The sequence below is a fragment of the Microbacterium sp. A93 genome, assembly GCF_051842835.1.
This window is the reverse complement of the sequence record NZ_JBPXMT010000003.1, coordinates 310,049-333,327: the sequence shown is the minus strand read 5'-3', so window position 1 is coordinate 333,327 and position 23,279 is coordinate 310,049. Positions and strand designations below refer to the sequence as shown.

Below are 23,279 nucleotides of genomic sequence, written 5' to 3'. Positions count from 1 at the left end.
GTCACGTCAGACTGGATGGACGCTGGAGGCACCGCCGGTCGGCAGGGAGGCGAGCAGCGTATCGAGGCGGTCCGAACGGGTCTGGAACGGGTCCTTGATGCTGATGGCGTGCAGGGGCCGGTCATTGAGTTTCAGATGGGTCCAGTCCACCGAATAGGCTTGGCCCGCATCCCGCGCAGCCCGGATGAACCGGCTGCGCAGCACGGCGCGGGTGGTCGGCGGCGCGTGGTCCACGGCATCCTCGATCGCTGCATCATCCAGGAAGCGGGCGGCCGCGCCACGGGCCTGCAACAGGGAGAACAGTCCCCGCCCGGGAGTGATGTCATGGTAGGACATATCCAGTTGGGCCAGCCGGGGTGCCCCCCAGTCCAGGCCGTTCTTGGCGGCGTACCGGGAGAGGAAGCGGTGCTTGATGGCCCAGTCGATCTCCGTGTCGATGCCGGAGTAGTCGCCCGACTCCACCGCGTCCAGCGTGCGTTCCCACAGGTCCAGCACGGCGGGCACCCGATCGTGGTGGGCACCGTGTCGCTGGACGAAGGCCGTGGCCTGGCCCAGATAGTGGCGCTGGAGCGACAGGGCGGAGCGCTGGCTGCCGTTGCGCAGTTCCAGGGCTGCCGTCCCGGTGAGGTCGTGGGAGACCTGCCGGATCGCGAGGATGGGCTTGGCCAGCTGGTGGTCCCCCAGTGGTGTCCCGGCCTCGATCATCCGCAACATCAGATCGGTGGCTCCGAAACGGACGAGCTGCGTGGTCTCCGACATGTTGGAATCGCCCACGATCACGTGAAGCCGGCGGTACTCGGCGGCATCCGCGTGGGGTTCGTCCCGGGTGTTGATGATGGGCCGGGATCGTGTGGTGGCGGAGGAGATGCCCTCCATGACGTGGTCGGCCCGCTGGGAGAAGGCGAAGTGGGCGTCGGTGCGGGCCGCTCCGGGATGCTCCTCGTCGTCGGGCCGGGCCGCCAGGGTCTTGCCGGCGCCGGAGATGAGTTGACGCGTGATGAGGAAGGGGATCAGGGCCTCGGAGAGGCGGCGGAACTCCGTGCGTCGGTTCAGCAGGTAGTTCTCATGCGAGCCGTAGGAGTTTCCCGCCGAGTCCGCGTTGTTCTTGTACAGATAGATGGTGCCGGTGAAGCCGTCGGCGGCCATCCGCCGGGTGGCCCGGTCGATGAGCCCCTGCATGAGCCTCTCGCCCGCCTTGTCCACCGCCACGAGCTCGTCCAGCGTGGTGCACTCCGCGGTCGCGAACTCCGGGTGGGACCCCACATCCAGGTACAGCCGTGAGCCGTTGGAGACGAAGACGTTGGAGGACCGTCCCCACTCGACCACGGGTCGGAAGAGGTACCGGGCGACCTCCTCCGGCGTCAGGGGACGGGAGCCCGGGTGCGAGTAGTGGACCCCGAACTCCGTCTCGACGCCCATGATCCTACGGTCCATGGGGTTACTGGCCGCCCTTCTGGATGAAGCCCTTGACGAACTCCTCGGCGTTGGACTCCAGCACCGAGTCGATCTCGTCCAGCAGGCTGTCCAGGTCGGCGGTGTGGGCCTGCGCGGAGCCACCGGTGGGTGCGGGGGTCTCGGCGGGCGGCGTCTCGTCCTCGCGGTCGAAGGATGAACCGTACTGCTGTGACATGGTGACTCCTGGTGGTCGGGAAAAGACGGTCGGCGTGAACTGGTCGGCGTGGACCGATCAGCGTGAGGTCTGGACGCGGGCGAGGGCTTCGAGCAGTCGGTCATAGGCGTCGTCGGCCCCGGGGTCGTCGAAGAGGCCGGGGACGTCGGTGGCGGAGCCGGCCAGGGGCTCGCGCTGGTGGAACCGGTACAGGGGGCCGGTGCCGTCCTGACGCAGCAGGAGGGTCTCCCAGCTGGCCCCGACCACGTGCCGGCCGAAGGCCTCCACGGTCCGGCCACGCACCCAGGCCCGGGTATCCCGCGGGGGCCGGGCGACGGCGTCGTCCAGGTCCTGGTCCGTCACCATCCGGCGGATGGATCCGCGCCGCACCAGCGCCTGGTACAGGCCTTTGTCCGGGCGCAGGTCCGCGTACTGCAGGTCCATCATGCCGAGGCGGGAATCGTCCCACCCCAGCCCGTGGCGCTGCCGGTAGCCGGAGAGCAGCTGGTACTTCGCCACCCAGTCCAGCCGGTCCGCCATGGCGGCCGGGTCCGTCCTCAAGGTCTGCACGGAGTCCCGCCACGCCGTCAGGACCTCCTGGGTGGCACCGTCCGTCATCCCGAACCGGGCCACATGCGTCTCGGCTGCCCGCAGATAGGCCTCGAGCAGGTCGAGCCCGGTGACCTCGCGCGCGGTGGTGGGTTCGCCTGCGGTGCCGGTGAGGGGACGCACCAGGGGGACGGTGGCCTGCAGCGTGGGGTCGTGGCTGATCGCCTGCAGGGCGGTCACGGGATCAGTCAGCTCGATCTCGGGCGCGGTGCCGAGCTCGATCATGGACAGCACGAGGGCCGTCATACCGCAGCGCAACCAGGTGGCGTACTGGGAGAGGTTGGCGTCCCCGATGATCACGTGCAGACGGCGGTAGCGGTGGGCGTCCGCGTGGGGCTCGTCCCGCGTGTTGACGATGGGGCGGCGCACGGTGGTCTCCAGGCCGACCTGCTCCTCGAAGAAGTCTGCGCGCTGGCTGATCTGGAAGCCGGGGACCCGGCCCGTGGAACCGATCCCCACGCGGCCCGCGCCGCAGACCACCTGCCGGGCCACGAAGAAGGGGATGAGCTGCGCGGTGAGTTCCTCGAAATCCAGGCTGCGCGCCACCAGGTAGTTCTCGTGGGCGCCGTAGGAGACGGACTTGTTGTCGGTGTTGTTCTTGTAGAGCAGCACCTGCGGCTGGCCCTCGGCCTGGGCGATGCGCTCCGAGGCCGCCAGCGCCACCAGGTCTCCGGCCTGGTCCCAGATCATCGCGTCGCGCGGATTGGTGGTCTCCGGTGAGGAGTACTCGGGGTGGGCGTGGTCCACGTAGAACCGCGCCCCGTTGGGCAGCACGAGGTTCATCAGCAGGTGGACGGACTGGCCGTCGTCACCGGTCAGCGGCCGGTCGGTCAGCTGCGTGGGGTGGGCGGCGGAGCGCGGGAGCCTCCATCCGCGGGCGTCGACGAGGGGGGATTCCTCGCTGTAGTCCCACTCGGTGCCCGCCACGGTGCCGCCGCGTGAGGTGACGAGGTCCGCGTAGGCGTTGACCACCTCCACGGATAGGGCGGAATGCCCGGCCCCCGGATTCGCCGGCGCGTGCACACCGTACTCGGTCTCCAGCCCCATGACCCGGTGCACGCCCCAGCCGGCGGTGTCCCGCCCGGGCGGCAGCTCGGCATCGTCCGGTACCAGCCCCCGTTGGCCGCGCCAGGCGGGGACGACGGCGGCCGGGACCTGGGGCACGTGCGTCACCGGGACTCCCGGTGCAGGAGCATGCGCAGCCCGGTCACCCGGCCACCGCGGTGGCCGGAGATCCGGGCCCACTCCTCCGGTGAGGCGTGGTTCGGCAGGTCCTCCTGCTCGACGAACTCCTCCCCGATCGCCTGGAGCAGGTGCTCGGTGCGCAGTCCCTTCGCGGCATCCGCTGCGGCGGTGGTCTCCGCGGCGAGGTAGTCCTTGATGGCGTGCTTCTTCGCGCGGTCCACGATGTTGGCGATGACGGCGCCGGAGGTGAAGTCGGCGAAATGCAGGATCCGGGTGGAACCGTCGGCGTAGGTGACCTCGAGGTATTCGGTCTCCGGGCCGCGGGCGAACAGGCGCTGGGTGGCCGCGGCGATCATGGCCGCCACGGCGGCCCCGCGGCTGCCGTGGCGCTCGATCTCGCTGGCGTGGAGCGGCAGGGCCTCGGTCACATACTTGGCGAAGATGTCCGCCGCGCCGGCCTCGTCGGGCCGGGAGACGCGGATCTTGACGTCCAGGCGGCCGGGTCGCAGGATGGCCGGGTCGATCATGTCCTCCCGGTTGGACGCACCGATGACGATGACGTTGTCGAGTCGTTCCACACCGTCGATCTCGGCGAGCAGCTGCGGGACGATCGTGGTCTCCACGTCCGAGGACACCCCCGAGCCGCGGGTCCGGAACAGGGACTCCATCTCGTCGAAGAAGACCACCACGGGATAACCGTCCGAGGCCTTCTCCCGGGCCCGCGCGAAGATGGTGCGGATGTGCCGCTCCGTCTCCCCCACGTACTTGTTCAGTAGTTCCGGGCCTTTGATGTTGAGGAAGTAGGAGCGGTGTTCCTCCGTGGACCGGGCGGCCAGCGAGGAGGCCACGGCCTTCGCGATGAGGGTCTTGCCGGTGCCGGGCGGTCCGTAGAGCAGGATGCCCTTGGGCGCCTTGAGCCCGTGCTCCCGGTACAGCCCGGGGTGCAGGAACGGCAACTCGATGGAGTCGCGGATCTGGTCGATCTGGTCCGCCAGCCCGCCGATGTCCTCGTAACTGACGTCCGGGACCTCCTCCAGGACCACGTCCTGGACCTCGTTGAGGGGCACCAGGTCCAGGGCGAGGCCCGTCCGGGTATCCACCGTCACGGCGTCGCCGACCCGGATGCGCTGGGCGATCAGCCGGTCGGCGCGGCGCAGCACGCGTTCCTCATCGCCCCGCCCGACGACGACCAGCAGGCCGTCCTCCAGCGTCTCCTTGACCCGGACCAGCTCCCCCGTGCGTTCCGCCTCCAGCAGGGCGATGATCGTCAGGGAGTCGTTGAGCAGGACATCGGCCCCCTGCGTGATCCGGGCCGGATCCAGCAGTGGGGACAGGGCGACGCGCAGACGGCGGCCGTTGTGCAGCACATCCACCCCGCCCTGGACCGCCGCGGCGATCTCGCTGCCTTCCACGGGTTCGCGGGCCGCGTGGACCTCCAGCACGGTGGCGAAGGCGAACGGGGCCTCACCGTCGAGCTCGAGGGCCGCCTTGAGGGTGGTGATCTCCTGCCGCGTCTGATCCAACAGGTCGACCATGCGGCGGTTGTTCCGCGCCGCCGTCTGAAGCTGGTACTCCAGGGTCCGGTTCTTCTCCACCAGGGTGGTGGCGCGGCGTTGGGCCGACTCCAGCTGGTTCGTCAGCCCGGAGTCTGCGGGGGTGGTTCCGTCGGTGTGGGTTCCGGCGGTGGTGGGATCGCTCACGGAGACCTTTCCGGCCAACCGGATCGACGTGTCTCAGGTCAGCCTTACCTATCCATCCTAGGTCAGAGATCCTCCAGGTGCCGCCGCGCACCCCGCTGTTCCATGGAGGCCGCCTCGCGCGCCGCCTTGCGGGCCTTCTTGTCCGTGACCGGCCGTTCACCCAGGGCCTGGGGGGTCCATCGTGACTCATCGGCCGGTTGCCAGGCCTCCACATCGACCGCCTTGAACTCGGACACCTTGGACCGCTTCTTCAGGGCCAGGGCCTCCTGGCCCGTCGCCAGACGCCGGGCCAGCAGGAGGAATCCGGTGTGGGCCACCATGCGGTGGTCCGGCCGGACGGCCAGACCGTCGAGGTGCCAGCCGCGGACCATGGTCTCCGAGGCCTCGGTCTGGGTGAACCGCCCGTCCTCGCGGATGGCCTCCGCTACGCGGGAGAGTTGGGTCGCGGTCGCCACGTAGCTGATCCAGACCCCTCCGGGGGCCAGCACCGTGGCCACCGCGTCCAGGCATTCCCACGGGGCGAGCATGTCCAGCACCACCCGGTCCACCGACCCCGGCTCGTGGACCTGGACCATCCGGTCCTGGGCGTCACCGAGGTGCACCCGCCAGGCCGGATGCTCACCGCCGAAGAAGGTCTGGACATTGGCGCGGGCCACGTCCGCGAATTCCTCACGGCGTTCGTAGGAGTGCAGCGCTCCTCCGTCTCCCACGGCGCGCAGCAGGGAGATGGACAGCCCTCCCGAGCCGACGCCGGCCTCCACCACCGTGGAACCCGGGAAGATGTCCGCCATCTGGACGATCTGACCGGCATCCTTGGGGTAGACGACCGTGGCGCCGCGAGGCATGGACAACACGAAGTCGCTCAGCAGCGGGCGCAACACCTGGTAGTCGTGCCCGGCCGAGTTGGTCGCCACGATCCCGTCGGGACCGCCGATCAGGTCGTCGTGGTCCAGCACGCCCTGATAGCTGTGGAACTGGCCCCCCTCGGTCAGGGTGACCGTGTTGAGGCGGCCCTTGGCGTCCTTGAGCTGGACGCGCTGACCGGGCCGCAGGGGGCCGCGGCGCTCGTCGGCGCCGGTCGGTGCGGCGGGAGCCGGGACGTCTTCGGACGAGACGGCCGGATGGTCAGCCGGTGCCTCAGCGGGGGGATCGAGCGGGGATTCGGTCATGCGTGAAGGATCTTCCTGGTGATTCGGTCAAGGAGCGTCGGTCAAGGAGCTTTGGTTCAGCGGTCTTCGGTTCAGCGGGCTTCGGTTCAGCGACGGCGGCCGGTGGTCAGCCACTGGACCACATCGGGTTGGCGGAGCACGCCGCAGACGGAGCCGTCAGGGGCCAGTACAGCGTATTCGGCCCCCTCCACGGCGGCGAGCCGGTCCACCAGGGGGCGGCCGGCGTCGGTGGCCCGGACCGTCGCCCCGTGGGTCAGGGCCCGGGCGGCAGCGGCGGCCGGGACCGAGCCGGCGTCCTGGTCTGGGACGGTGGCCAGGGCGGATTCGTCCACGACGGCCTCCGGGAGGCCCTGGGGCCCCACCAACACGGTGAGCGTGCCGGCGGGCCGGGCCCGGACCTCGGCCACGGTCGCGGTGCTCAGCAGGCCGATCGCGGGGTGCATCAGCTGCGCCGCCGTCAGGCTGGGCACCCTCAGCCGCAGCTGGGCACCGCGGATGGACTCGGTGGCGCCGCTCCAGAGGAAGTAGCCGACCATCGCCAGGATGACGATGAGGGGGATGTCCGGCGTCCGCCCCTGAAGCAGGGGCACCAGGATCACGCCGACCATGAGTCCCAGCACGATGACACGTCCCGCCCATCCGGCGGCGATGGTCCCCTTGTCCTGGTCCCCGGTGGCCGCCCAGACGGCGGACTCGATGATCCGACCGCCGTCCAGGGGCAGGCCGGGCAGGGCGTTGAAGATCGCCACGAGCCAGTTGGCATAGGTGAAGATCCCCAGCAGCAGGCTGCCGACGCCGACGGGGTCCGTCAGGGCCTGGAGCAGCTGTCCGCCCAGGGCCAACAGCACATTGGCGGCCGGACCGGCCAGCGCGGTGATGAGGGACCGGCCCGGGGTGGCCTGGAAATTCCCGAACTGGGTGTGCCCGCCCCAGAGGTTCAGCACGATCTCCGTGGTCGGCCAGCGGAACGCCTTGGCGCTGGCGGCATGGGCCAGCTCATGGACCAGGACGGAGAGCAGCAGCAGCACGGCGTACAGGAAGGCGATCCCGTAGGCGCCGGCACCCAACTCGGGGAAGAGTCGCTGGACCTGGGGCCCGAACAGGACCACCACGAACAGGGCGATGAGCGACCAGCTCCAGGACAGGTAGACCGGAACCCCGATCACGCTGCCCAGACGGAGCATGCCCCTACGGGGTCTCGTGGTCTCGAGCGAGTCGTGGCTCACGAGGCTGCCGAGTGACGTGCGGCCACCAGTCCCAGGTGCCTCGGCGTCCGGCCGGCCAAGGTGGCCCACTGCTCCCACCGGGGATCATCGGGCAGGGCCATGACGTGGGCGACGGCCACCGTGGGCAGCCCGGCCCCGGCCGCGGACAGCAGCCCCGGCAGGGAGTCCTCCACGGCCACACAGGCGGCCGGGTCCAATCCTTCGTGACGGCGGGCCATGACATCCAGCGCCGTGGTGTACGGTTCCGGATCCGGCTTGCCGCGCAGCACCATGTCCCCCGTGACCAGGAACTCGAACGTGCCCGTGGGCAGGGACTCGGCGAACACCGCGGCGAGTGGGGCGTAAGACATGGTGACGAGCGCGCAGGGGACCTCTGCCTCGCCCAGTGCGGTCAGCAGCTCCCTGGCTCCCGGGCGCCAGGGGACGGAACGCCGCACGGCACGGGCCACGTCCGTCAGGGTGTGGTCGATGATCTCCCCCACCCCCAGGGTGACACCGGCCTGCTGCAGGAGGCGGGCCCCGTGATCCAGGGCCTGGCCCACGAGGGAGTGGGCCAGCTCGGTGGTCCACTGCCCGCCGTCCTGTTCCACCAGGGCGCGCTGGCTCGCGTTCCACAACGGCTCGGTGTCCACGAGGGTTCCGTCCATGTCCCAGAAGACTGCCAGCGGCAACGGGCCCGTGGTGGTGGCGAGGTCCTGGGGGCCGGGCGCACCGGGGGCGGGTCGAAGGGGCATGGTCCCCAGTCTAGATGCGGAAGGCGGGGCTCCTCCCAGCATGTCTGGCACCGGCCGTTGAGACGGGTCTAGGGTGGCAGGCATGGCAGAGATGGACGGAACCCCCACCGCTCGGACCCGATGGCGAGCCCACCTGGTCGAGACGGTCTCAGGACGCCGACCGGTGGTCATGATCGCGGCCTTCGAGGGCTGGAACGACGCCGGGGACGCGGCCACCAGCGCGGTCGACGCGTTGCGCCATCAATGGCGGGCCTCGGCGGCCGGGTCACTGACCGACGGGGACTACTACGACTACCAGTTCACCCGGCCCACGGTGGTTCGTGATGCGGACGGGCTGGGGACGTTGTCCTGGCCCCGGACGCGGATGTACCGGGCCAGCGACCTCCACGGTGTGGACGTGGTCCTCGTGTCCGGGGCCGAGCCGAGCTACCGGTGGCAGGCCTTCACAGCGGAACTGCTCACGCACGCCGCCGAGCAGAACGTGGACGCCGTGATCATGCTCGGTGCCCTGCTGGCGGATGTCCCGCACACGCGCCCCCTCCCGGCCACCCCCGCCAGTGCCGACCCCGAACTGCGGGAACTGCTCGGGGCGGCGCGGCCCACCTATGAGGGTCCGACGGGGATCGTCGGCGTGGTGACGGACACCGCGGCCCGGTCCGGCCTGCCGACCGTCTCGGTGTGGGCCACGGTCCCGCACTATGTCTCCCAGGCCCCGTCCCCGAAGGCGGAGCTGGCCCTGCTGCGCCGGGTCGAGGATCTCCTGCAGATCCCCCTGGACCTCACGGAGCTCGCGGAGGATGCCGCCGCCTGGGAACGTGGGGTGAACGAGCTGGCGGGCGAGGACCCGGATGTCGCAGCCTATGTGGAGCAGCTGGAACGCGCACGGGACACCGAGGAGTTGCCCGAGGCCACCGGCGAGGCCATCGCCGAGGAGTTCGAGCGGTATCTCCGGCGCCGGGGTCGGGACTAGCGCCGGTCTAGAGCGCCAGGCCCAGCAGCCCGTTGACGGCGGCCCGCACATCGGGGCTGGCGGGGTCGACGTCGGCCGGTTGCGTCCCGGACGTCCCGTCCGGTCCTCGTTCGGCCCGGGCCACGGCCTGCTCCGCCCAACGGTCGATCTCGGCCAGGGCTGCCGGGGCATCCAGGTCATGGGACAGGGCCCGGTGGGCAGCGGCCAGCACGGCGGTGCCGTCCCCCGGTTCCTGGACGTCCAGGGCGTGACGCCACCGGGCGACCCGGTCCATGGAGCGGGTCAACTGCTCCTGGGTCCAGTCCCAGTCGTCCCGGTAGTGGTTCGAGAGCAACGTGGTCCGGATGGCCACCGGTTCGACCCCCTGACTCCGCAGTCTCGAGACGAGCACCAGGTTGCCCAGGGACTTGGACATCTTCTCCCCGTCCAGGCCCACCATCCCGGCGTGGACGAAGGCCTGGGCCAGGGGCAGTCCGTCACCGGCTGTGGCGTGGGCGGCGCTGAACTCGTGGTGCGGGAACCGCAGGTCCGAGCCGCCCCCTTGCACGGTGAAGGGCGCGGGCAGCAGGCGTCGGGCGATCGCGGAGCACTCGATATGCCAGCCGGGGCGTCCGGTGCCCAGGGAGCGGCCGTCCCATGACGGTTCACCGGGGCGGGCCACCCGCCAGAGCAGGGGATCCAGCGGATGGCGCTTGCCGGGCCGGTCCGGGTCGCCGCCGCGCTCCGGGAACACCGTGACCATCTCCTCGGCGCTGAGGCGTCCCACGCTGCCCAACGTCCAGTGCGTGGCCGCCTCCGTCGCACCGATGGAGAAGTAGATGTCGCCGTCGGGCTCTGTGTCCGTGCCTGGAACCGCGTAGGCCGTGCCGTTGGCCACGAGCGCCTCCACGGAGCCGACGACCCAGTCCACCGTCTCGGTCGCCCCGACATAGTGGTCGGGTGCGAGCACGTTCAGCGCCTCCATGTCCGAGCGGAACAGCTCGGTCTGCTCGGCCGCGAGGTCTCGCCAGTCCACGCCGGTCGCGGTGGCCCGCTCCAGCAGGGGGTCGTCCACGTCCGTGACGTTCTGGACGTAGGTGACGGGCAGGCCGCAGGCCCGCCAGTAGCGGTTCAGCAGGTCGAAGGTCACATAGGTGTTGGCGTGGCCCAGGTGGGTGGCGTCATAGGGCGTGATGCCGCAGACGTAGAGCGATGCCTCGGCGAGGTTGCCGGGGTGGCGCACCGACTGGGAGGCGGTGTCATAGAGCTTGAGCCGGTCCGGCTGGACGGGCAACCGGGCGGGAAGGGGGGTGTACCAGGATTCCATCAGGCGTTGATCACTCCGAAGCCGAGCAGGATGTAGAGCAGGAGGCCGAGTCCGATGCGGTACCAGACGAACGGCTTGAACGAGTTGGTCGTGATGTACCGCATGAGCCAGCCGATGATCAGGTAGCCGATCACGAAGGCCACGAGGGTCGCGACGAGGGTCTCACCCATACCATAGACGGACGCCTGGCCCGGATCTGACAGGGCCTTGAACAGCTTGTAGAAGCCGGATGCGAACACGGCGGGTACTGCCAGGAGGAAGGCATAGCGGGCCGCTGCCTCCCGGGTGTAGCCGAGGGCCAGACCCATGGTGATGGTGCCGCCGGAACGGGAGACGCCCGGGATGAGGGCCATCATCTGGGCCAGTCCGTAGAGGACGCCATCCCGCAGGGTCAGCTTCTCCAACGGTTTGGTCTGCTTGCCGAGGGAATCCGCCACCGCCAGCAGCAGGCCGAACACGATCAGTGTGGTGGCCACGATCCACAAGGACCGGAACGAGGTGTCGATGGACTCCTCGAAGAGCAGTCCGGCCACGCCGATGGGGATCGAGCCGATGATGATGAGCCAGCCCATCCGGGCGTCCGGGTCGTGGCGATCAACCTTTCCGGTCAGGGATCCGAACCACCGGGAGATGATGCGGACGACGTCTTTCCAGAAGAAGATCAACACGGCCAGCTCGGTACCGATCTGGGTGATGGCGGTGAAGGCGGCCCCCGGGTCCGAGGCCCCGGGCAGGAACTCACCCACGATGCGCAGGTGTGCCGACGAGGAGACGGGGAGGAATTCCGTCAGGCCTTGGACGAGGCCCAAGATGATCGCTTCTAACCAGTTCACATCAGAGAACCCTACGGCACCGACAGGGCCTTTCCTGCGCCACGACCCACCCCTCGGGGCGGCAGCCGACCCGGGTCATCCTGGGGTCGGATGCCGCCGGAGGTCAGCTACCCGAGCGGTTCTCGTCGTCCTCGCCGTCGCCGTCGCTGTCGTCGCCGTCGTCGTCGTCGTCTCCATGGTCATCGTCATCGTCATCGTCGTCATCATCGTCGTCGTCGTCGTCGTCGTCGTAGACGTCGAGCGGAGTGAACTCGCCCGTGGCGGCGTAGAGGGCGTCCTCGTAGGCCTCGAAGGAATCCGCCACGCGGAAGAAGGCCGACTCCACCGCAGGGTCGTCATCATCACGTTTGCCGGTGGCGGCCGCGAGATGTTCTTCGAATGCGGAAACCAAGGCCTCCAGGGCCACACGGGGGTCGATGCTCATGAGCAACACGGTAGCCGCTTTTTCCCGCTCTGGCATAGGGTTTCATTTCACAGGCTGACCGGCAGGGAGATGAATGCGCGAACAGGAGATCACCAGCAGGCTGGACTCGCTGGAGCAACGGCAGCAGTGGGAGTACCTCGTGATGACCGTGGCACCGAGGGATTCGATCGCCGAGGCCCGACGGCGGGTGGTGGAGCACGCCGAATACGGGAAGTGGGAGCTACGGCGCACCATCCTCTACCGCGGGGGTGCCCGCCGGTACTGGATGCGCCGGCGGATCATCCGCGTGCAGTCCACCCTGAGCCTCACCCCCTGACTCTCACCCCCTGAGCCTCACCCCCTGACGCCTACCCCGGCCCTTACTCCCTGACCGGCCCCAGCAGGGCGTTCGCCAGGGTCTGGTGAGCCGACTCGTCGTCCGAGGGGTGGAACACCCCTGCCATGACATCGCGGTAGAGCCGGGACAGCTCATTGCTCCGGTGATAGGACGCCCCGCCCGAGGCCTCCAGGGCGAAATCGGCCTGCGCCTTGGCCGTGCGGATCGCCATCGTCTTGTTGGCCACCAACCGGGGGAACCACTCGGCCCCGAGCTCCGCCCCGGCCTCGAGGTCCGCCGCCACCGAGCGCAGCTGGGTGTCCATGGTGAGCTGACGCAGCGAGGCCTCCGCGGCCTTGTACCGCAGGACCGGATCCTGCGAGAGCGTCTCACCCGAGACCTTGGAACGCCGCCGGCCCAGGTTCTGGGCGGCCAGCTCGAGGGCCCGCTCCCCCACCCCGGTGTAGACGGCGGCCACCAGCGTCAGGAAGGACGCGAAGATGCCGAAGGTCAGGGGGTCCGCGTTTGGACCCGCGGGGATCTGCCGCACGATCCTCTCGGCGGGGACCACCGCACCGGACAACCGCGTGGTGTGGGAATGGGTGGCCCGCATGCCCAGCATGTCCCACGAGGAGCCGTCCGCCTCCCAGCCCGCTGCGGACCGGTCCAGGAAGCCGAAGACCAGCTGGCCGCCGTCGGGCGTCTTGCCGAAGATCCCGAGCCGGCTCCAGACCGGCGAGAGGGTGGTGAAGATCTTGGTGCCGGTGAACCGGTAGGAGCCGTCGGCCAGCGGCTCCGCCACCGTGTCCGAGTCGAAGAGCACCGCGTCGTTGCCCGCCTCGGAGATGCCGAAGGCGAAGATCTCCCCGGCCGCCGACTCCCGGAGGACGAAGTCCAGCGAGTGATCCCCCTGTTGGCGCAGGAGGTGCGCCACACCGTTCCAGATCAGGTGCATGTTCACCGCCAGGGCGGTGGCCGGGGCGTGCTGGGCCAGCACCCTCTGGGCGGCGACGACGGCCGGCAGGTCCCAGCCGAGCCCGCCTTCCGCGGTGGGCGCGAGGGCACCGAGGTAGCCCGCCACGGTGAGGTCCTGGAGATCCTGGTGCGGGAAGGCATTGGCCTCGTCGTAGGACGCGGCCCGGGCCCGCAGGCCTTCCAGGAGTTCATCGGTCAATACCGTCAGCACGGTCGATGGGGTCATCAGGCGGCGTCCTCTCTAGTGGCTTCTAGTGACTGTCTCCGGTGGCTGTTTCCGGTGGTTGTCCTCGGTCTAGCGGGGTTCGAGCAGCCGGTGCAGGACCCGGCAGCCGAAGTCGAGGGCGGAGACCGGCACCCGTTCGTCGATGCCGTGGAACAGTCCCGTGAAGTCCAGGTCCGCGGGCAGCTGCAGCGGGGCGAACCCGTACCCGGCGATGCCGAGCCGGGACAGGGACTTGTTGTCCGTCCCGCCGGACATCATGAACGGCAGGACCGGTGCGCCGGGGTCCTCGGCCTGGATGGACTCGACCATGAGGTCGACGAGTCCGCCGGAGAACGGCACCTCCAGGGAGATGTCACGGTGTTCGTGGCTGAAACCGATGCCCTCCCCCGCGAGCTGACGCAGGGTGGACATGACGTCCTCCTCCTCGCCGGGCAGGAACCGGACGTCCAGGGTGGCTTCGGCCTTGCCCGGGATCACGTTGTGCTTGTAGCCGGCGGTCAGACCCGTGGGGTTCGTGCTGTTACGCAGGGTGGACCCCACGAAGCGGGCGGCGGAGCCCAAGGCCTCGAGTTGAGGCGCGGGGTCCGACTCGTCGAAGGCCACCCCGCAGATCTCAGCCACCTGCTCCAGCAGGGCTCGGGTGGTCTTGGTGTACTGCAGGGGCCACTCGTGGGTGCCGATGCGGTGGATCGCACCGGACAGCCGGGTCACGGCATTGTCCGGGTGCACCGAGGAACCGTGTCCGGGCGCTCCCACCGAGCTCAGGTTCAACCACGCCAGTCCCTTCTCGGCCGTCTGGAGAAGATAGGCCCGCTGCCCGTGGAGCTCGGTGGAGAAACCACCGACCTCACTGATGGCCTCCGTGGCGCCGGCGAAGACCTCCGGGTGTTCGTCCACCATCCAGCGGGCCCCGTAGACGCCGCCGGCCTCCTCGTCCGAGAAGAACGCGATGATCAGGTCGCGGCGCGGCTTGCGCCCGGTGCGGTGCAGGTGCCCCAGGACCGTGAGGATCATGGCATCCATGCCCTTCATGTCCACGGCTCCGCGACCCCAGATCATGCCGTCCCTCAGTTCTGCGGAGAACGGGTCCACTGTCCATTCACCGGCATCGGCCGGGACCACATCGAGATGGCCGTGGAGGATGAGGGCCGGTGCCTGGCGGTCCCAGCCGGCCACCCTGCCCACCACGCTGGCCCGGCCCGGCGAGGATTCATAGATCGACGGCTCCATCCCGGCCTGGCGCATCAAGCCGGCGCAGTACTCGGCGGCCTCGGGTTCACCGCGGGAGTCGTTGCCGCCGTAGTTCGAGGTGTCGATCCGGATCAGGTCACGGCAGATGCGGACGACCTCGTCGCGGAACGGGAGGTCGGCGGTCTCGCCGGGATCACGGGCGTCACGGGCGTCACGGGCAGAGGAGCTCATGGGGCAACCCTAGCCAGATGCACTCTGACGTGCTGAGGGGTAGGTCGGAGGGCGCGGCAGGGTGTACGGCAGGGTGTGCGGCACACCCCGAAAAGGGTGTTAGGATTATCAGCGCTGCCTTTCGAGGCAGCGGAGAAGTGAATGTGCGCGCGGGTGGCGGAATTGGCAGACGCGCAGCGTTGAGGTCGCTGTGCCCGCAAGGGCGTGGGGGTTCAAGTCCCCCTCCGCGCACAACAGTGAATCGGCTCCCGGCCGGTGGACACGGTCCATCGCCGGGAGCCGAAGTCGTTCCGGTCACCGCCCTCCCCCGCCCCGCCTACGTGGATCGCCGCCGCTGTGACCTGCCCGATACCCCACCACCACCTGTCGGCCACTCATCTGCTCGCCAACCGGCCTTAGGGTCGCCTAACGTACGGTCCATGATCACCGCCGAGGCCGTGACGAGCCCTTTCAGCCGGCTCGCCAACCGGGTCAAACGAGAGATGCTGACCCACGTGACACCCCTGCGGTGGGCGGCCGACGGCCGGCATGAGGAACGGCGCCGGAAATGGGCCCCGCACCTGCCTCCCCTGGACGCGGACCAAGCAGCGCTGGTCTCCACCCTCCACCGCGATGGCGTTCACATCGGCCTCCTGGACGATCTGGACGTCCCGTCCACGGGCACGCTCAAATCCGCCCTGGAACAGGTGGCCGGTCCTCTGGCCGCACTTCCCTCGGCCGGGGCCAGCACCGTGCGGCCCACGGTGGATGACCTGCTGTCCGATCTCTCCCTGTGGCAGTGGGGACTCCAGGATCGGATGCTGGACATCGTGGAGAACTACCTGGGTGTGCCCGCCCGCTATTACGGTGCCGATGTCCGTCGCGAGGTCGCCAATGACCAGGCCGTGGGAGTGCGCCAGTGGCACCGGGACGCCGAGGACCGGCGCACGGTCAAGATCCTGGTGTGGCTCAACGATGTCGACGAAGAGGGCGGGCCCTACGCCTACATCCCCCTGGCCGAGTCCCTCTATGCGGTGGAGAGGCTCCGCTACGTGGCCGGGTTCGTGGACCACGCCAAGGTCATCCGGATGGTGGCGCCGGGGTCCGTGGCCACGGCCACCGGTCCCCGATGGACCGCCGTGGTGGCGGACAACTGCCGCCTGCTGCACCGTGCCACGCCCCCGGTGGCCCGGGACCGGCTCTCGGTGACGTTCACCTGGTCCTCGCGTACGCCGATGAAGACGGAGGAGGCACCGGACTTCACGGCGGACCACCTCCGCCGCATCCGGTCGGGGCTGTCCGAGCGTCAGCTGGCGTGCCTCCCGCCGGCGATGACCAGCGGCTGAGCCGGCCTGGGCCTGCCATAATCGGGACTGCAGGGCACCGGCAACGGTGCCCGCGCCGACACCCGTACCGGAAAGAGGCCTTCCAGCCATGACCGAAGCCCGTACCGTGCTCCACCGGCTGGCCCATGCCTATGGCGTCCAGACGGCCTACCGGGGACACGACGGTCTCGAACACCAGGTCTCCGATGCGACGCTGGCCGCGATCCTGACCGCGCTGGGTTGTGCCGTGGAGCCGGAGGGCCTGGCCGGTCTTCACACCGCGCTCGAACACCGGAGGTTGGCACCATGGCGCCTCGTCCTGCCCCACACGACCGTCTGCCGTGCGGGGTCCGGCACCTCGGTGCCGGTCCACGTCCCCCATGGCCGCGGCGTCACGCTCGAGGCCTTGTTGGAGGATGGCCGGCGGTGGCCGTTGGAGCAGCTCGAGGACTTCGCGGAGCCCCAGGAGGTATCCGGTGAGCTGGTGGGCCAGGCCACCTTCCGACTGCCGCCGGACCTCCCGCTGGGATGGCACCTCCTCCAGGCCCGCCTGGAGGAGGGCGGACCGGACGGGGAATGGCTGGTGGAGGCCACACTGGTGGTGGTGCCGGACCGGCTGGACACCGCAGAGGTGTTCCGAGAGCGCCGCGGCTGGGGCTTGTCCGCTCAGCTGTACTCGGCACGCTCCGCCGCCTCCTGGGGGCTGGGCGATCTGGCCGACCTGGCCGATCTGGCCGTGCAGGCCGCGGCCCACGGCGGTGACTTCGTGCTGTCCAACCCGCTGCACGCCTCCGCCCCCACCCCTCCCGTGGTCTCCTCCCCCTACTCCCCCTCCACGCGCCGCTTCATCCATCCGATCTACCTGCGGGTCGAGGACCTGCCCGAGTATGCCGACTGCCCACCGGTACTCCGGGCGCAGGTGGACCAGCTGGCCGCCGCCCGCCGTGCGGAGAACACCGCGGTGGACACCCTGGACCGCAACGCGGCCTATGCGGACAAGCTGCTGGCCCTGCGGTGGCTGCACCGGGTGCCCCGCTCCCCTGCTCGGGAGCAGGCCTACCGCACCTACTGCGCCGAGGAGGGGCAGGGGCTGGACGACTTCGCCCTGTGGTGCGCCCTCCGTTCACCCCTGGCCGCCGAGGATCCGGTGTGGCTGGACCCGGAGCTGGTCCCCGGTGGTCGCCTCGCGGAACGGTACCGCCATGAACTGTCGGAGGAGATCGAGCTCCACCGGTGGACGCAGTGGCTCTGCGACACCCAACTGGCCGCAGCCCAGTCCACCGCCCGTGGAGCCGGGATGCGCCTGGGGCTGATGCTGGACCTGGCGGTGGGGGCCGACCGCGACAACGCCGATGCCTGGATGCTGCAGGACCTGCTGGTGTCCTCGATGTCCGTGGGGGCGCCGCCGGACATGTACAACCAGGCGGGTCAGGACTGGTCCCAGTCCCCGTGGCATCCGGAACGCCTCGCTGAGACCGGTTACCGCGCCTACCGGGACATGCTCCGCTCCGTCCTACGCCATGCCGGCGGTCTGCGGGTGGACCACATCCTCGGGATGTTCCGGCTCTGGTGGGTGCCGGTGGGGCAGTCTCCGCTCCACGGCGCCTACGTGGAGTATGACCACGAGGCGATGATCGGGATCCTGGCCCTCGAGGCCCATCGGGCCGGCGCGGTGGTGGTCGGGGAGGACCTGGGCACCTTCGAGCCGTGGGTCCAGGACTATCTGGCCGAGCGAGGACTGCTGGGCACCTCCATCCTGTGGTTCGAGCAGCACGACGGCGTCCCCCGGCCCCCGAACCAGTACCGGGAGCAGTGCCTGACCTCCGTCAACACCCACGACCTTCCGCCGACCGCCGGATACCTCACGGAGCTACACGTGGATCTCCGGGAACAGCTCGGCCTGCTGGCCGATCCCGCCGGCGAGCGACAACGGGCCGCCGAGGAACGCCGGGCCTACCTGCGGGCCCTGCAGGAGGCGGGGTTCTACCCGCGGGACGTGGAACCGGACCTCTCCGACCCGGGCCAGCGGGCCGACGTCGTGCTGGCGCTCTACCGGTACCTGGCCCAGGCGCCCTCCCTGCTGCACGGCGTGGCGCTGGTGGACGCCGTGGGCGAACGGCGCATCCAGAACCAACCGGGCACCCAACAGCACGAGTACCCCAACTGGGAGGTGCCGTTGGCCGACGCCGCGGGACGGCCGGTACTGATCGACGACCTGGACGCCGTCCCGGGCTTCAGCCGACTGCTCGAGGCCGTGGACCGCGAACTGGCGCAGGACCCCCAAGCTGGCCCGGGGACCACGACGCCGTGACGCCGAGGTCCGAATCCCTGGGTGTGGTCATGGTCTCCCTGCACACCTCGCCCCTGGCGCAACCCGGGCAGGGCGACGCCGGCGGGATGAATGTCTATGTCCGCCACCTGGCCATCACCCTGGCCACCGGCGGACACCCCGTCTGGGTCCTGACGCGCCGTGACCGTGCGGGCCAGAGCGTGCAGGACCTCCCGGTCCCGGCGGTACCGGGCGCGGCCCGGGCCCGGGTGGTCCCGGTGAGCGCCGGGCCGGCCACCGCCGTACCCAAGGAGGAGCTGCCCCGCTGGGTGGACGACTTCGCCGCCGCGGCCCCCGCGGCTCTGAGCGCGGCGGGGGGATGCCACGGCTCCGACTGCCGCTGGGTGGTCCATTCGCACTACTGGCTCTCCGGCCTGGCCGGGCTGTCCGTGGCGGCGGACCTCAAGGCGCCGATCGTGCACACCATGCACACCATGGCGGCCGTCAAGAACGCCCGCGACGCCCGGTCGAGCGAGCCGGAGACGCGCGAGTCCGCCGAGCAGCAGATCGCCGCAGCGGCGGACCTGCTGGTGGCCAACACCCCGGCCGAGCGGGACGAGCTGATCGGACACTACGGCGCCGAGCCCGCCCGCATCACGGTGGTGCCGCCAGGGGTCGACACCTCAGTGTTCAATCCGGACGGTCCCCACCGGTGGCCCGGACACCCCGCGGGGGTCAAGGTCCTCTTCGCGGGGCGGATCCAAGGGCACAAAGGCCCGCAGGTGGCCATCCGGGCGGCTGGGCTGGTGAATGGACGGTCAGGATCCGGTCCCGGCCTCAGCCTGCACCTCACCGGTGCCACCTCGGGGTCGGACGGACTGGACCTGGCGCGGCTACGCGAACAGGCAGGCCTCGGCGATCGGTGTACGGTCTCCGGGCCGGTCTCGGCCGCGGACCTCGCCGAGATGTACCGGGCCGCGGACGTGGTGGTCGTGCCGAGCTTCTCGGAGTCCTTCGGCCTGGTCGCGCTGGAGGCACAGGCCTGTGGAACGCCCGTCATGGCCCACCGGGTGGGAGGCCTGACCTATGCGGTGGCCGATGGCCGGACGGGGCGACTCGTGGACGGGCTCGACCCGGAGACCTGGGCCGTGGAGCTGGAACGCGTCGCCGCGGACCTGCCGGCCTGGCGGCAGCAGGGCCCGGCGGCGGCACGCCGGGCCCACGACTTCGGCTGGGAGGCCATGGCCGCCCGCCTGTCCGCCGCCTACGAGCGGCTCTGATCCGTGATGGACCCCGTGAAATGCGGCCGCTGCCGGCGGCCGTTCCAGGCCGTCACCACGGTCCGGCCCGGCGCCGGATGCGCGAAGTTCAGCGAGACCGTCCCGGGCAGGAGCACCGGGGTGGCGAAACTGATCCGCCACGCATAGCCGCCTGCGGCCGGCTCCCGGCCGGCCAGCATGCGCCCGGCGAGATACATGCCATGCGCGATCATGCCCTGCTGCCCCAAGGCCTTGGCCGTCACCGGGTTCAGGTGGATGGGGTTGTAGTCACCGGAGACCGCCGCGTAGTGACGGCCCGCGGAACCCGGCAGGGCCCACCGGGCCGTCAGGGTCGGAGCCTCGAACGCCGGGTGTCCGGTCCGAGCCGGTCGCGCCTGACCGTCGAGGTGGACCCCGGTGGCCAGATAGGTGGACGTGCCCTCCCACAACAACCGTGGGCCCGCCCCGCTGTCAGTGGTGCTGGCGGTGCTGGTGCTGCTGGTGCTGCCGCCGCCGGCGGGGCCGTGCACCGTCACCACGAGGTCCACGGTCGTCCCCGAGGGGTGTGGTGCCAGGGCCGTGGCGGAGGCCGCCACCGTCAGAGGCGTGTCCGACGGCACCGCCGCATGGTGCACCACCTGGTTCTCCAGGTGCACCATCCCGAGCAGCGGCAGCGGGAAGTCCGGGGCCGCCATCAGCTCCATCGCCGCCGGGAACGCCGCCACGTGCACCAGCACCGAGGGCAGATCCTGCGGGTCCACCAGCTGACCGGGAGGATGGGACAGGCTCGCGTACCGCGCCACCAGGTCTGCGTGGATCTGATGGTCCTGCACCACCACCGTGCGTCCCGGCAGGGACGGGGGCCGCCGGCGCCTCAGGATCGCGTCCGTGGCGGCCCGGCTCAGGGCCGCCCGGTAACTCGAGGCCAAAGGTGTCATGCTCTGCCGCTGGATCATCAGGCCCCCATCAGTCCCTGGCCGCAGACCCGCAGGGTGTGGCCGGAGGTGCCACCGGCGGCATCGGAGACCAGGAACGCGATCGCCTCGGCCACGTCCACCGGCTGACCGCCCTGCTGCAGTGAGTTCAGGCGACGGCCGACCTCCCGCGTGGCCAGCGGGATCCTGGCGGTCATCTCCGTCTCGATGAACCCCGGCGCCACGGCGTTGATGGTGCCGCCCCCCTCGTCACCACCGATCCCGACGCCGGCCATCAACCGGGCCGTGGCGGCGACCATGCCCATCACGCCGGCCTTCGAGGCCGCGTAGTTGGTCTGGCCGGCATTGCCGGCGATGCCGGAGGTCGAGGCGAGGGCGGCGATCCGCAGACCGTCCGAGGCCACCCCCTGACCGGAGGCGGCCAGGAACTCCCGGTTCATGGCCAGCTGCGATTCGATGTTGACCGCCATCACGGCATCCCAGCGGGCGGCGTCCATGTTGGCCAACTTCTTGTCCCGGGTGATGCCCGCGTTGTGCACCACGATGTCCATCCGGCCGTGGCGCTCGGCGCAGTGCGCCAGGATCCGCCGCCCGGCATCGGGTGCGGTGATGTCCAGTTGCAGGGCGGTGCCGGAAAGCCTGTTCACGACGCCGGCCAGCGCCTCCCCGGCCGCCGGCACGTCCACGCCCACGATGGTCGCCCCGTCACGGTGCAGGGTCTCGGCGATGGCGGCACCGATGCCGCGGGCCGCCCCGGTGACGACGGCGACCTTGCCGGCCAGCGGCCTCTCCCAGTCCGCGGGCCGGGACCCGCCGTCCGTGCCGACGGGGATGAACTGACCGGACACGAAGGCGCTCCGGGCGGAGAGCAGGAACCGCAACGCACCCACCGCGCCCGGGGCGGACAGGGCGATGTCCTGACCCAGGATGATGCCGTTGGCGGTCCCGCCCCGGCGCATCTCATGGGCCAGGGACCGGGTCATGCCCTCGACACCCTGCCGCGCGGCCCGTGTGGCGGGACGGTCGGTCCCAGCGGGATCGCGGAACACCGTGATGACGCGGGCGGAGGGACCCAGTTGGCGCTGCACCGACCCGAGGTGCAACGTGGTGGCGGACAGGTCCCCCGGGGCGACGACGTTGTCGTAGCAGGCGATCACGGCCGAGAACCGGTCCGACGGCGACGGCTGACGGCGCACATCCAGGTCCCAGTCGAGGAGGACGGCCGCCGCCTCATCGGCCGCATGTCCGTCCCCCAGGACCAGGACAGAACCCTCCACGAGCCGTTGACCCGGCTCGTACCGGCGGAGCACCGCCGGCTGCGGGAGCCCCAGGGCCGCCGCGATCTTCTGGCCGAGTGGCTGGTTGACAAGGGCCGTATAGGTGTCAGTCTGTGCTGCCATCGGTTCAGCGCCCCCGGACGATCGCGACGATGCCCTGCCCGCCGGCGGCGCAGACCGAGATCAGCCCCAGCGAGCCCGGCCCCTTCTCATGCAGCATCTTGGCCAGGGTGGCCGTGATGCGTCCGCCGGTGGCGGCGAAGGGATGCCCGGCGGCCAAGGAGGAGCCGTTCACATTGAGCCTGCTGCGGTCGATGGAGCCCAGCGGGGCGTCCAGGCCCAGGCGGTTGCGGCAGAAGTCCTCGTCCTCCCAGGCTTTCAGGGTGGACAACACCGTGCCGGCGAAGGCCTCGTGGATCTCGTAGTAGTCGAAGTCCTGCAGGGACAGGCCCTGGCGCTTGAGCAGCCGGGACACGGCATAGGCGGGTGACATCAGCAGTCCCTCGGCGCCGTCCACGAAGTCCACGGCGGCGGTCTCGAAGTCCACGAAGTCGGCGAGGATCGGCAGTCCCCTGGCCGTGGCCCATTCCTCGGAGCCCAGCAGCACGGCCGAGGCGCCGTCCGTGAGCGGGGTGGAGTTGCCGGCGGTCATCGTCGCCTCGTCTCCGAGGTCGCGCCCGAAGACCGGCTTCAGCGTGCCGAGCTTCTCGAGGGTGGAGTCGGCGCGCATGTTGTTGTCCTGGGACAACGGGCCGAACGGGGTGACGAGGTCGTCGAAGAACCCGCGCTGGTAGGCGGCGGCCATGTGCTGGTGGCTGGCCAGGGCCAGCTCATCCTGTGCCTGACGGGTGATGCCCCACTGGTGTGTGGTGCGGGCCTGGTGATCGCCCATGGACATCCCGGTGCGGGGCTCCTCGGTGCCCGGGGCCTGGGGAGCCAGGTGACCCGGGCGGAACTTCAGCACGGCCTTGATCCTGTCCTGGGTGGTGCGGGCCCGGTTCAGCTCCATGAAGACCGCGCGGGCGGCGTCGTTGAAGACCAGGGGGGCATCGGAGATCGAGTCCACCCCGCCGCCGATGGCCGAATCGAGCTGGCCGAGGCGGATCTTGTTGGCCAGTCCGCCGATGGCCTCCATTCCCGTGGCGCAGGCGATCTGTACCTCGTGGGCGGGGGTGGAGGCGTCCAGCGCGGTCCCGAGGACCGACTCCCGCGTCAGGTTGAAGTCCTTGCTGTGCTTGATGACGGCGCCGGCCGCGACCTCGCCGATCCGCTCACCCTGCAGTCCGAAGCGGGCCACCAGGCCGTTCAGTGCTGAGGTCAGGAGGTCCTTGTTGGAGGCCTTCGCGTACGCACCGTGGGAGCGGGCGAACGGCGTGCGGTTGCCACCGATGATGACGGCCTGGCGGAGCGGGCCGCCGGCGATGGCCGCGGCCTGGGGATCCGTGGTCGGGGTGCTCTCGGGGGTGGGGTGCTGGGCGGAGTTCTCGGTCATGGGGTCCCTTCCTGACGGAATCTCTGATGTGAGGGGGCT

Annotated in this window: 20 protein-coding genes and 1 tRNA gene; 6 read left to right on the top strand and 15 right to left on the bottom strand. The window is 70.4% G+C overall.

Annotated features, from left to right (window positions below; translation table 11 throughout):
• Positions 1-6: 6 nt before the first annotated feature.
• The 7 genes from pafA to ACSU1G_RS09565 form a co-directional block, all read right to left on the bottom strand.
• Positions 7-1,434 (bottom strand): Pup--protein ligase, encoded by a 1,428-nt coding sequence (gene pafA, locus ACSU1G_RS09595; protein WP_439279692.1) that lies wholly within the window; start codon positions 1,432-1,434, stop codon positions 7-9.
• 4 nt (positions 1,435-1,438) lie between these two features.
• Positions 1,439-1,630, bottom strand: a complete 192-nt coding sequence (locus tag ACSU1G_RS09590; RefSeq protein ID WP_439279691.1) for a ubiquitin-like protein Pup — start codon at positions 1,628-1,630, stop codon at positions 1,439-1,441.
• Positions 1,631-1,687: 57 nt separating this feature from the next.
• Positions 1,688-3,265, bottom strand: coding sequence for a depupylase/deamidase Dop (gene dop / locus ACSU1G_RS09585; protein WP_439279951.1), 1,578 nt, complete (start codon positions 3,263-3,265; stop codon positions 1,688-1,690).
• A gap of 122 nt (positions 3,266-3,387) precedes the next feature.
• Positions 3,388-5,103: a proteasome ATPase gene (gene arc / locus ACSU1G_RS09580; RefSeq protein WP_439279690.1), complete on the bottom strand. Its 1,716-nt coding sequence runs from the start codon at positions 5,101-5,103 to the stop codon at positions 3,388-3,390.
• Positions 5,104-5,165: 62 nt separating this feature from the next.
• The gene (locus ACSU1G_RS09575) at positions 5,166-6,272 is read right to left on the bottom strand and encodes a tRNA (adenine-N1)-methyltransferase (protein ID WP_439279689.1); all 1,107 of its coding nucleotides are present in this window, start codon (positions 6,270-6,272) and stop codon (positions 5,166-5,168) included.
• 86 nt (positions 6,273-6,358) lie between these two features.
• Positions 6,359-7,456 (bottom strand): site-2 protease family protein, encoded by a 1,098-nt coding sequence (locus tag ACSU1G_RS09570; RefSeq protein WP_439279688.1) that lies wholly within the window; start codon positions 7,454-7,456, stop codon positions 6,359-6,361.
• Positions 7,457-7,494: 38 nt separating this feature from the next.
• Positions 7,495-8,232 (bottom strand): HAD family hydrolase, encoded by a 738-nt coding sequence (locus tag ACSU1G_RS09565; protein WP_439279687.1) that lies wholly within the window; start codon positions 8,230-8,232, stop codon positions 7,495-7,497.
• An 82-nt stretch (positions 8,233-8,314) separates the two neighbouring features.
• Here ACSU1G_RS09565 and ACSU1G_RS09560 point away from each other — a divergent pair, with 82 nt between their 5' ends.
• Positions 8,315-9,202 carry a PAC2 family protein gene (locus ACSU1G_RS09560; RefSeq protein ID WP_439279686.1) on the top strand — a complete coding sequence of 296 codons (888 nt, stop codon included), beginning with the start codon at positions 8,315-8,317 and terminating at the stop codon, positions 9,200-9,202.
• A 7-nt stretch (positions 9,203-9,209) separates the two neighbouring features.
• Here the strand turns inward: ACSU1G_RS09560 and mshC are convergent, their stop codons facing one another.
• The 3 genes from mshC to ACSU1G_RS09545 form a co-directional block, all read right to left on the bottom strand.
• Entirely contained in the window at positions 9,210-10,508 is a 1,299-nt protein-coding gene (gene mshC / locus ACSU1G_RS09555) for a cysteine--1-D-myo-inosityl 2-amino-2-deoxy-alpha-D-glucopyranoside ligase (RefSeq protein WP_439279685.1), read from the bottom strand.
• Positions 10,508-11,341: an undecaprenyl-diphosphate phosphatase gene (locus ACSU1G_RS09550; RefSeq protein ID WP_439279684.1), complete on the bottom strand. Its 834-nt coding sequence runs from the start codon at positions 11,339-11,341 to the stop codon at positions 10,508-10,510. Before ACSU1G_RS09550 ends, mshC begins: the two co-directional genes overlap by 1 nt.
• A gap of 103 nt (positions 11,342-11,444) precedes the next feature.
• Complete coding sequence (locus tag ACSU1G_RS09545; protein WP_439279683.1) at positions 11,445-11,765, bottom strand: hypothetical protein; 321 nt, start codon at positions 11,763-11,765, stop codon at positions 11,445-11,447.
• A 73-nt stretch (positions 11,766-11,838) separates the two neighbouring features.
• Here ACSU1G_RS09545 and ACSU1G_RS09540 point away from each other — a divergent pair, with 73 nt between their 5' ends.
• On the top strand, positions 11,839-12,081 hold the full coding sequence (locus ACSU1G_RS09540) for a DUF5703 family protein (protein WP_439279682.1): 243 nt from the start codon (positions 11,839-11,841) through the stop codon (positions 12,079-12,081).
• Positions 12,082-12,124: 43 nt separating this feature from the next.
• On the opposite strand, the gene ACSU1G_RS09535 is transcribed toward ACSU1G_RS09540, so the two are convergent.
• Positions 12,125-13,282 (bottom strand): acyl-CoA dehydrogenase family protein, encoded by a 1,158-nt coding sequence (locus ACSU1G_RS09535; protein WP_439279681.1) that lies wholly within the window; start codon positions 13,280-13,282, stop codon positions 12,125-12,127.
• 69 nt (positions 13,283-13,351) lie between these two features.
• On the bottom strand, positions 13,352-14,704 hold the full coding sequence (locus tag ACSU1G_RS09530) for a M20/M25/M40 family metallo-hydrolase (RefSeq protein ID WP_439279680.1): 1,353 nt from the start codon (positions 14,702-14,704) through the stop codon (positions 13,352-13,354).
• Positions 14,705-14,851: 147 nt separating this feature from the next.
• Between ACSU1G_RS09530 and ACSU1G_RS09525 the strand changes: the two genes are divergently transcribed.
• The 4 genes from ACSU1G_RS09525 to ACSU1G_RS09510 all read left to right on the top strand — a co-directional run bounded on the left by ACSU1G_RS09525 (position 14,852) and on the right by ACSU1G_RS09510 (position 19,557).
• Positions 14,852-14,935: transfer RNA gene (locus ACSU1G_RS09525), tRNA-Leu, on the top strand.
• Positions 14,936-15,123: 188 nt separating this feature from the next.
• Entirely contained in the window at positions 15,124-16,029 is a 906-nt protein-coding gene (locus tag ACSU1G_RS09520) for a hypothetical protein (RefSeq protein WP_439279679.1), read from the top strand.
• Positions 16,030-16,117: 88 nt separating this feature from the next.
• The gene (gene malQ / locus ACSU1G_RS09515; RefSeq protein ID WP_439279678.1) at positions 16,118-18,319 is read left to right on the top strand and encodes a 4-alpha-glucanotransferase; all 2,202 of its coding nucleotides are present in this window, start codon (positions 16,118-16,120) and stop codon (positions 18,317-18,319) included.
• A complete protein-coding gene (locus ACSU1G_RS09510) occupies positions 18,316-19,557 on the top strand; it encodes a glycosyltransferase (RefSeq protein ID WP_439279677.1) in 1,242 nt (413 codons plus the stop codon). Before malQ ends, ACSU1G_RS09510 begins: the two co-directional genes overlap by 4 nt.
• Here the strand turns inward: ACSU1G_RS09510 and ACSU1G_RS09505 are convergent.
• From ACSU1G_RS09505 to ACSU1G_RS09495, 3 genes are read right to left on the bottom strand one after another with little or no spacing between them, the layout of a single operon-like run.
• Positions 19,542-20,474, bottom strand: coding sequence for a MaoC family dehydratase (locus ACSU1G_RS09505; RefSeq protein WP_439279676.1), 933 nt, complete (start codon positions 20,472-20,474; stop codon positions 19,542-19,544). The two genes, ACSU1G_RS09510 and ACSU1G_RS09505, sit on opposite strands and share 16 nt — an antisense overlap.
• A 17-nt stretch (positions 20,475-20,491) precedes the next feature.
• Positions 20,492-21,871: a 3-oxoacyl-ACP reductase gene (locus ACSU1G_RS09500; RefSeq protein ID WP_439279675.1), complete on the bottom strand. Its 1,380-nt coding sequence runs from the start codon at positions 21,869-21,871 to the stop codon at positions 20,492-20,494.
• Positions 21,872-21,875: 4 nt separating this feature from the next.
• Positions 21,876-23,240: an acetyl-CoA C-acetyltransferase gene (locus tag ACSU1G_RS09495; RefSeq protein ID WP_439279674.1), complete on the bottom strand. Its 1,365-nt coding sequence runs from the start codon at positions 23,238-23,240 to the stop codon at positions 21,876-21,878.
• Positions 23,241-23,279: the final 39 nt, after the last annotated feature.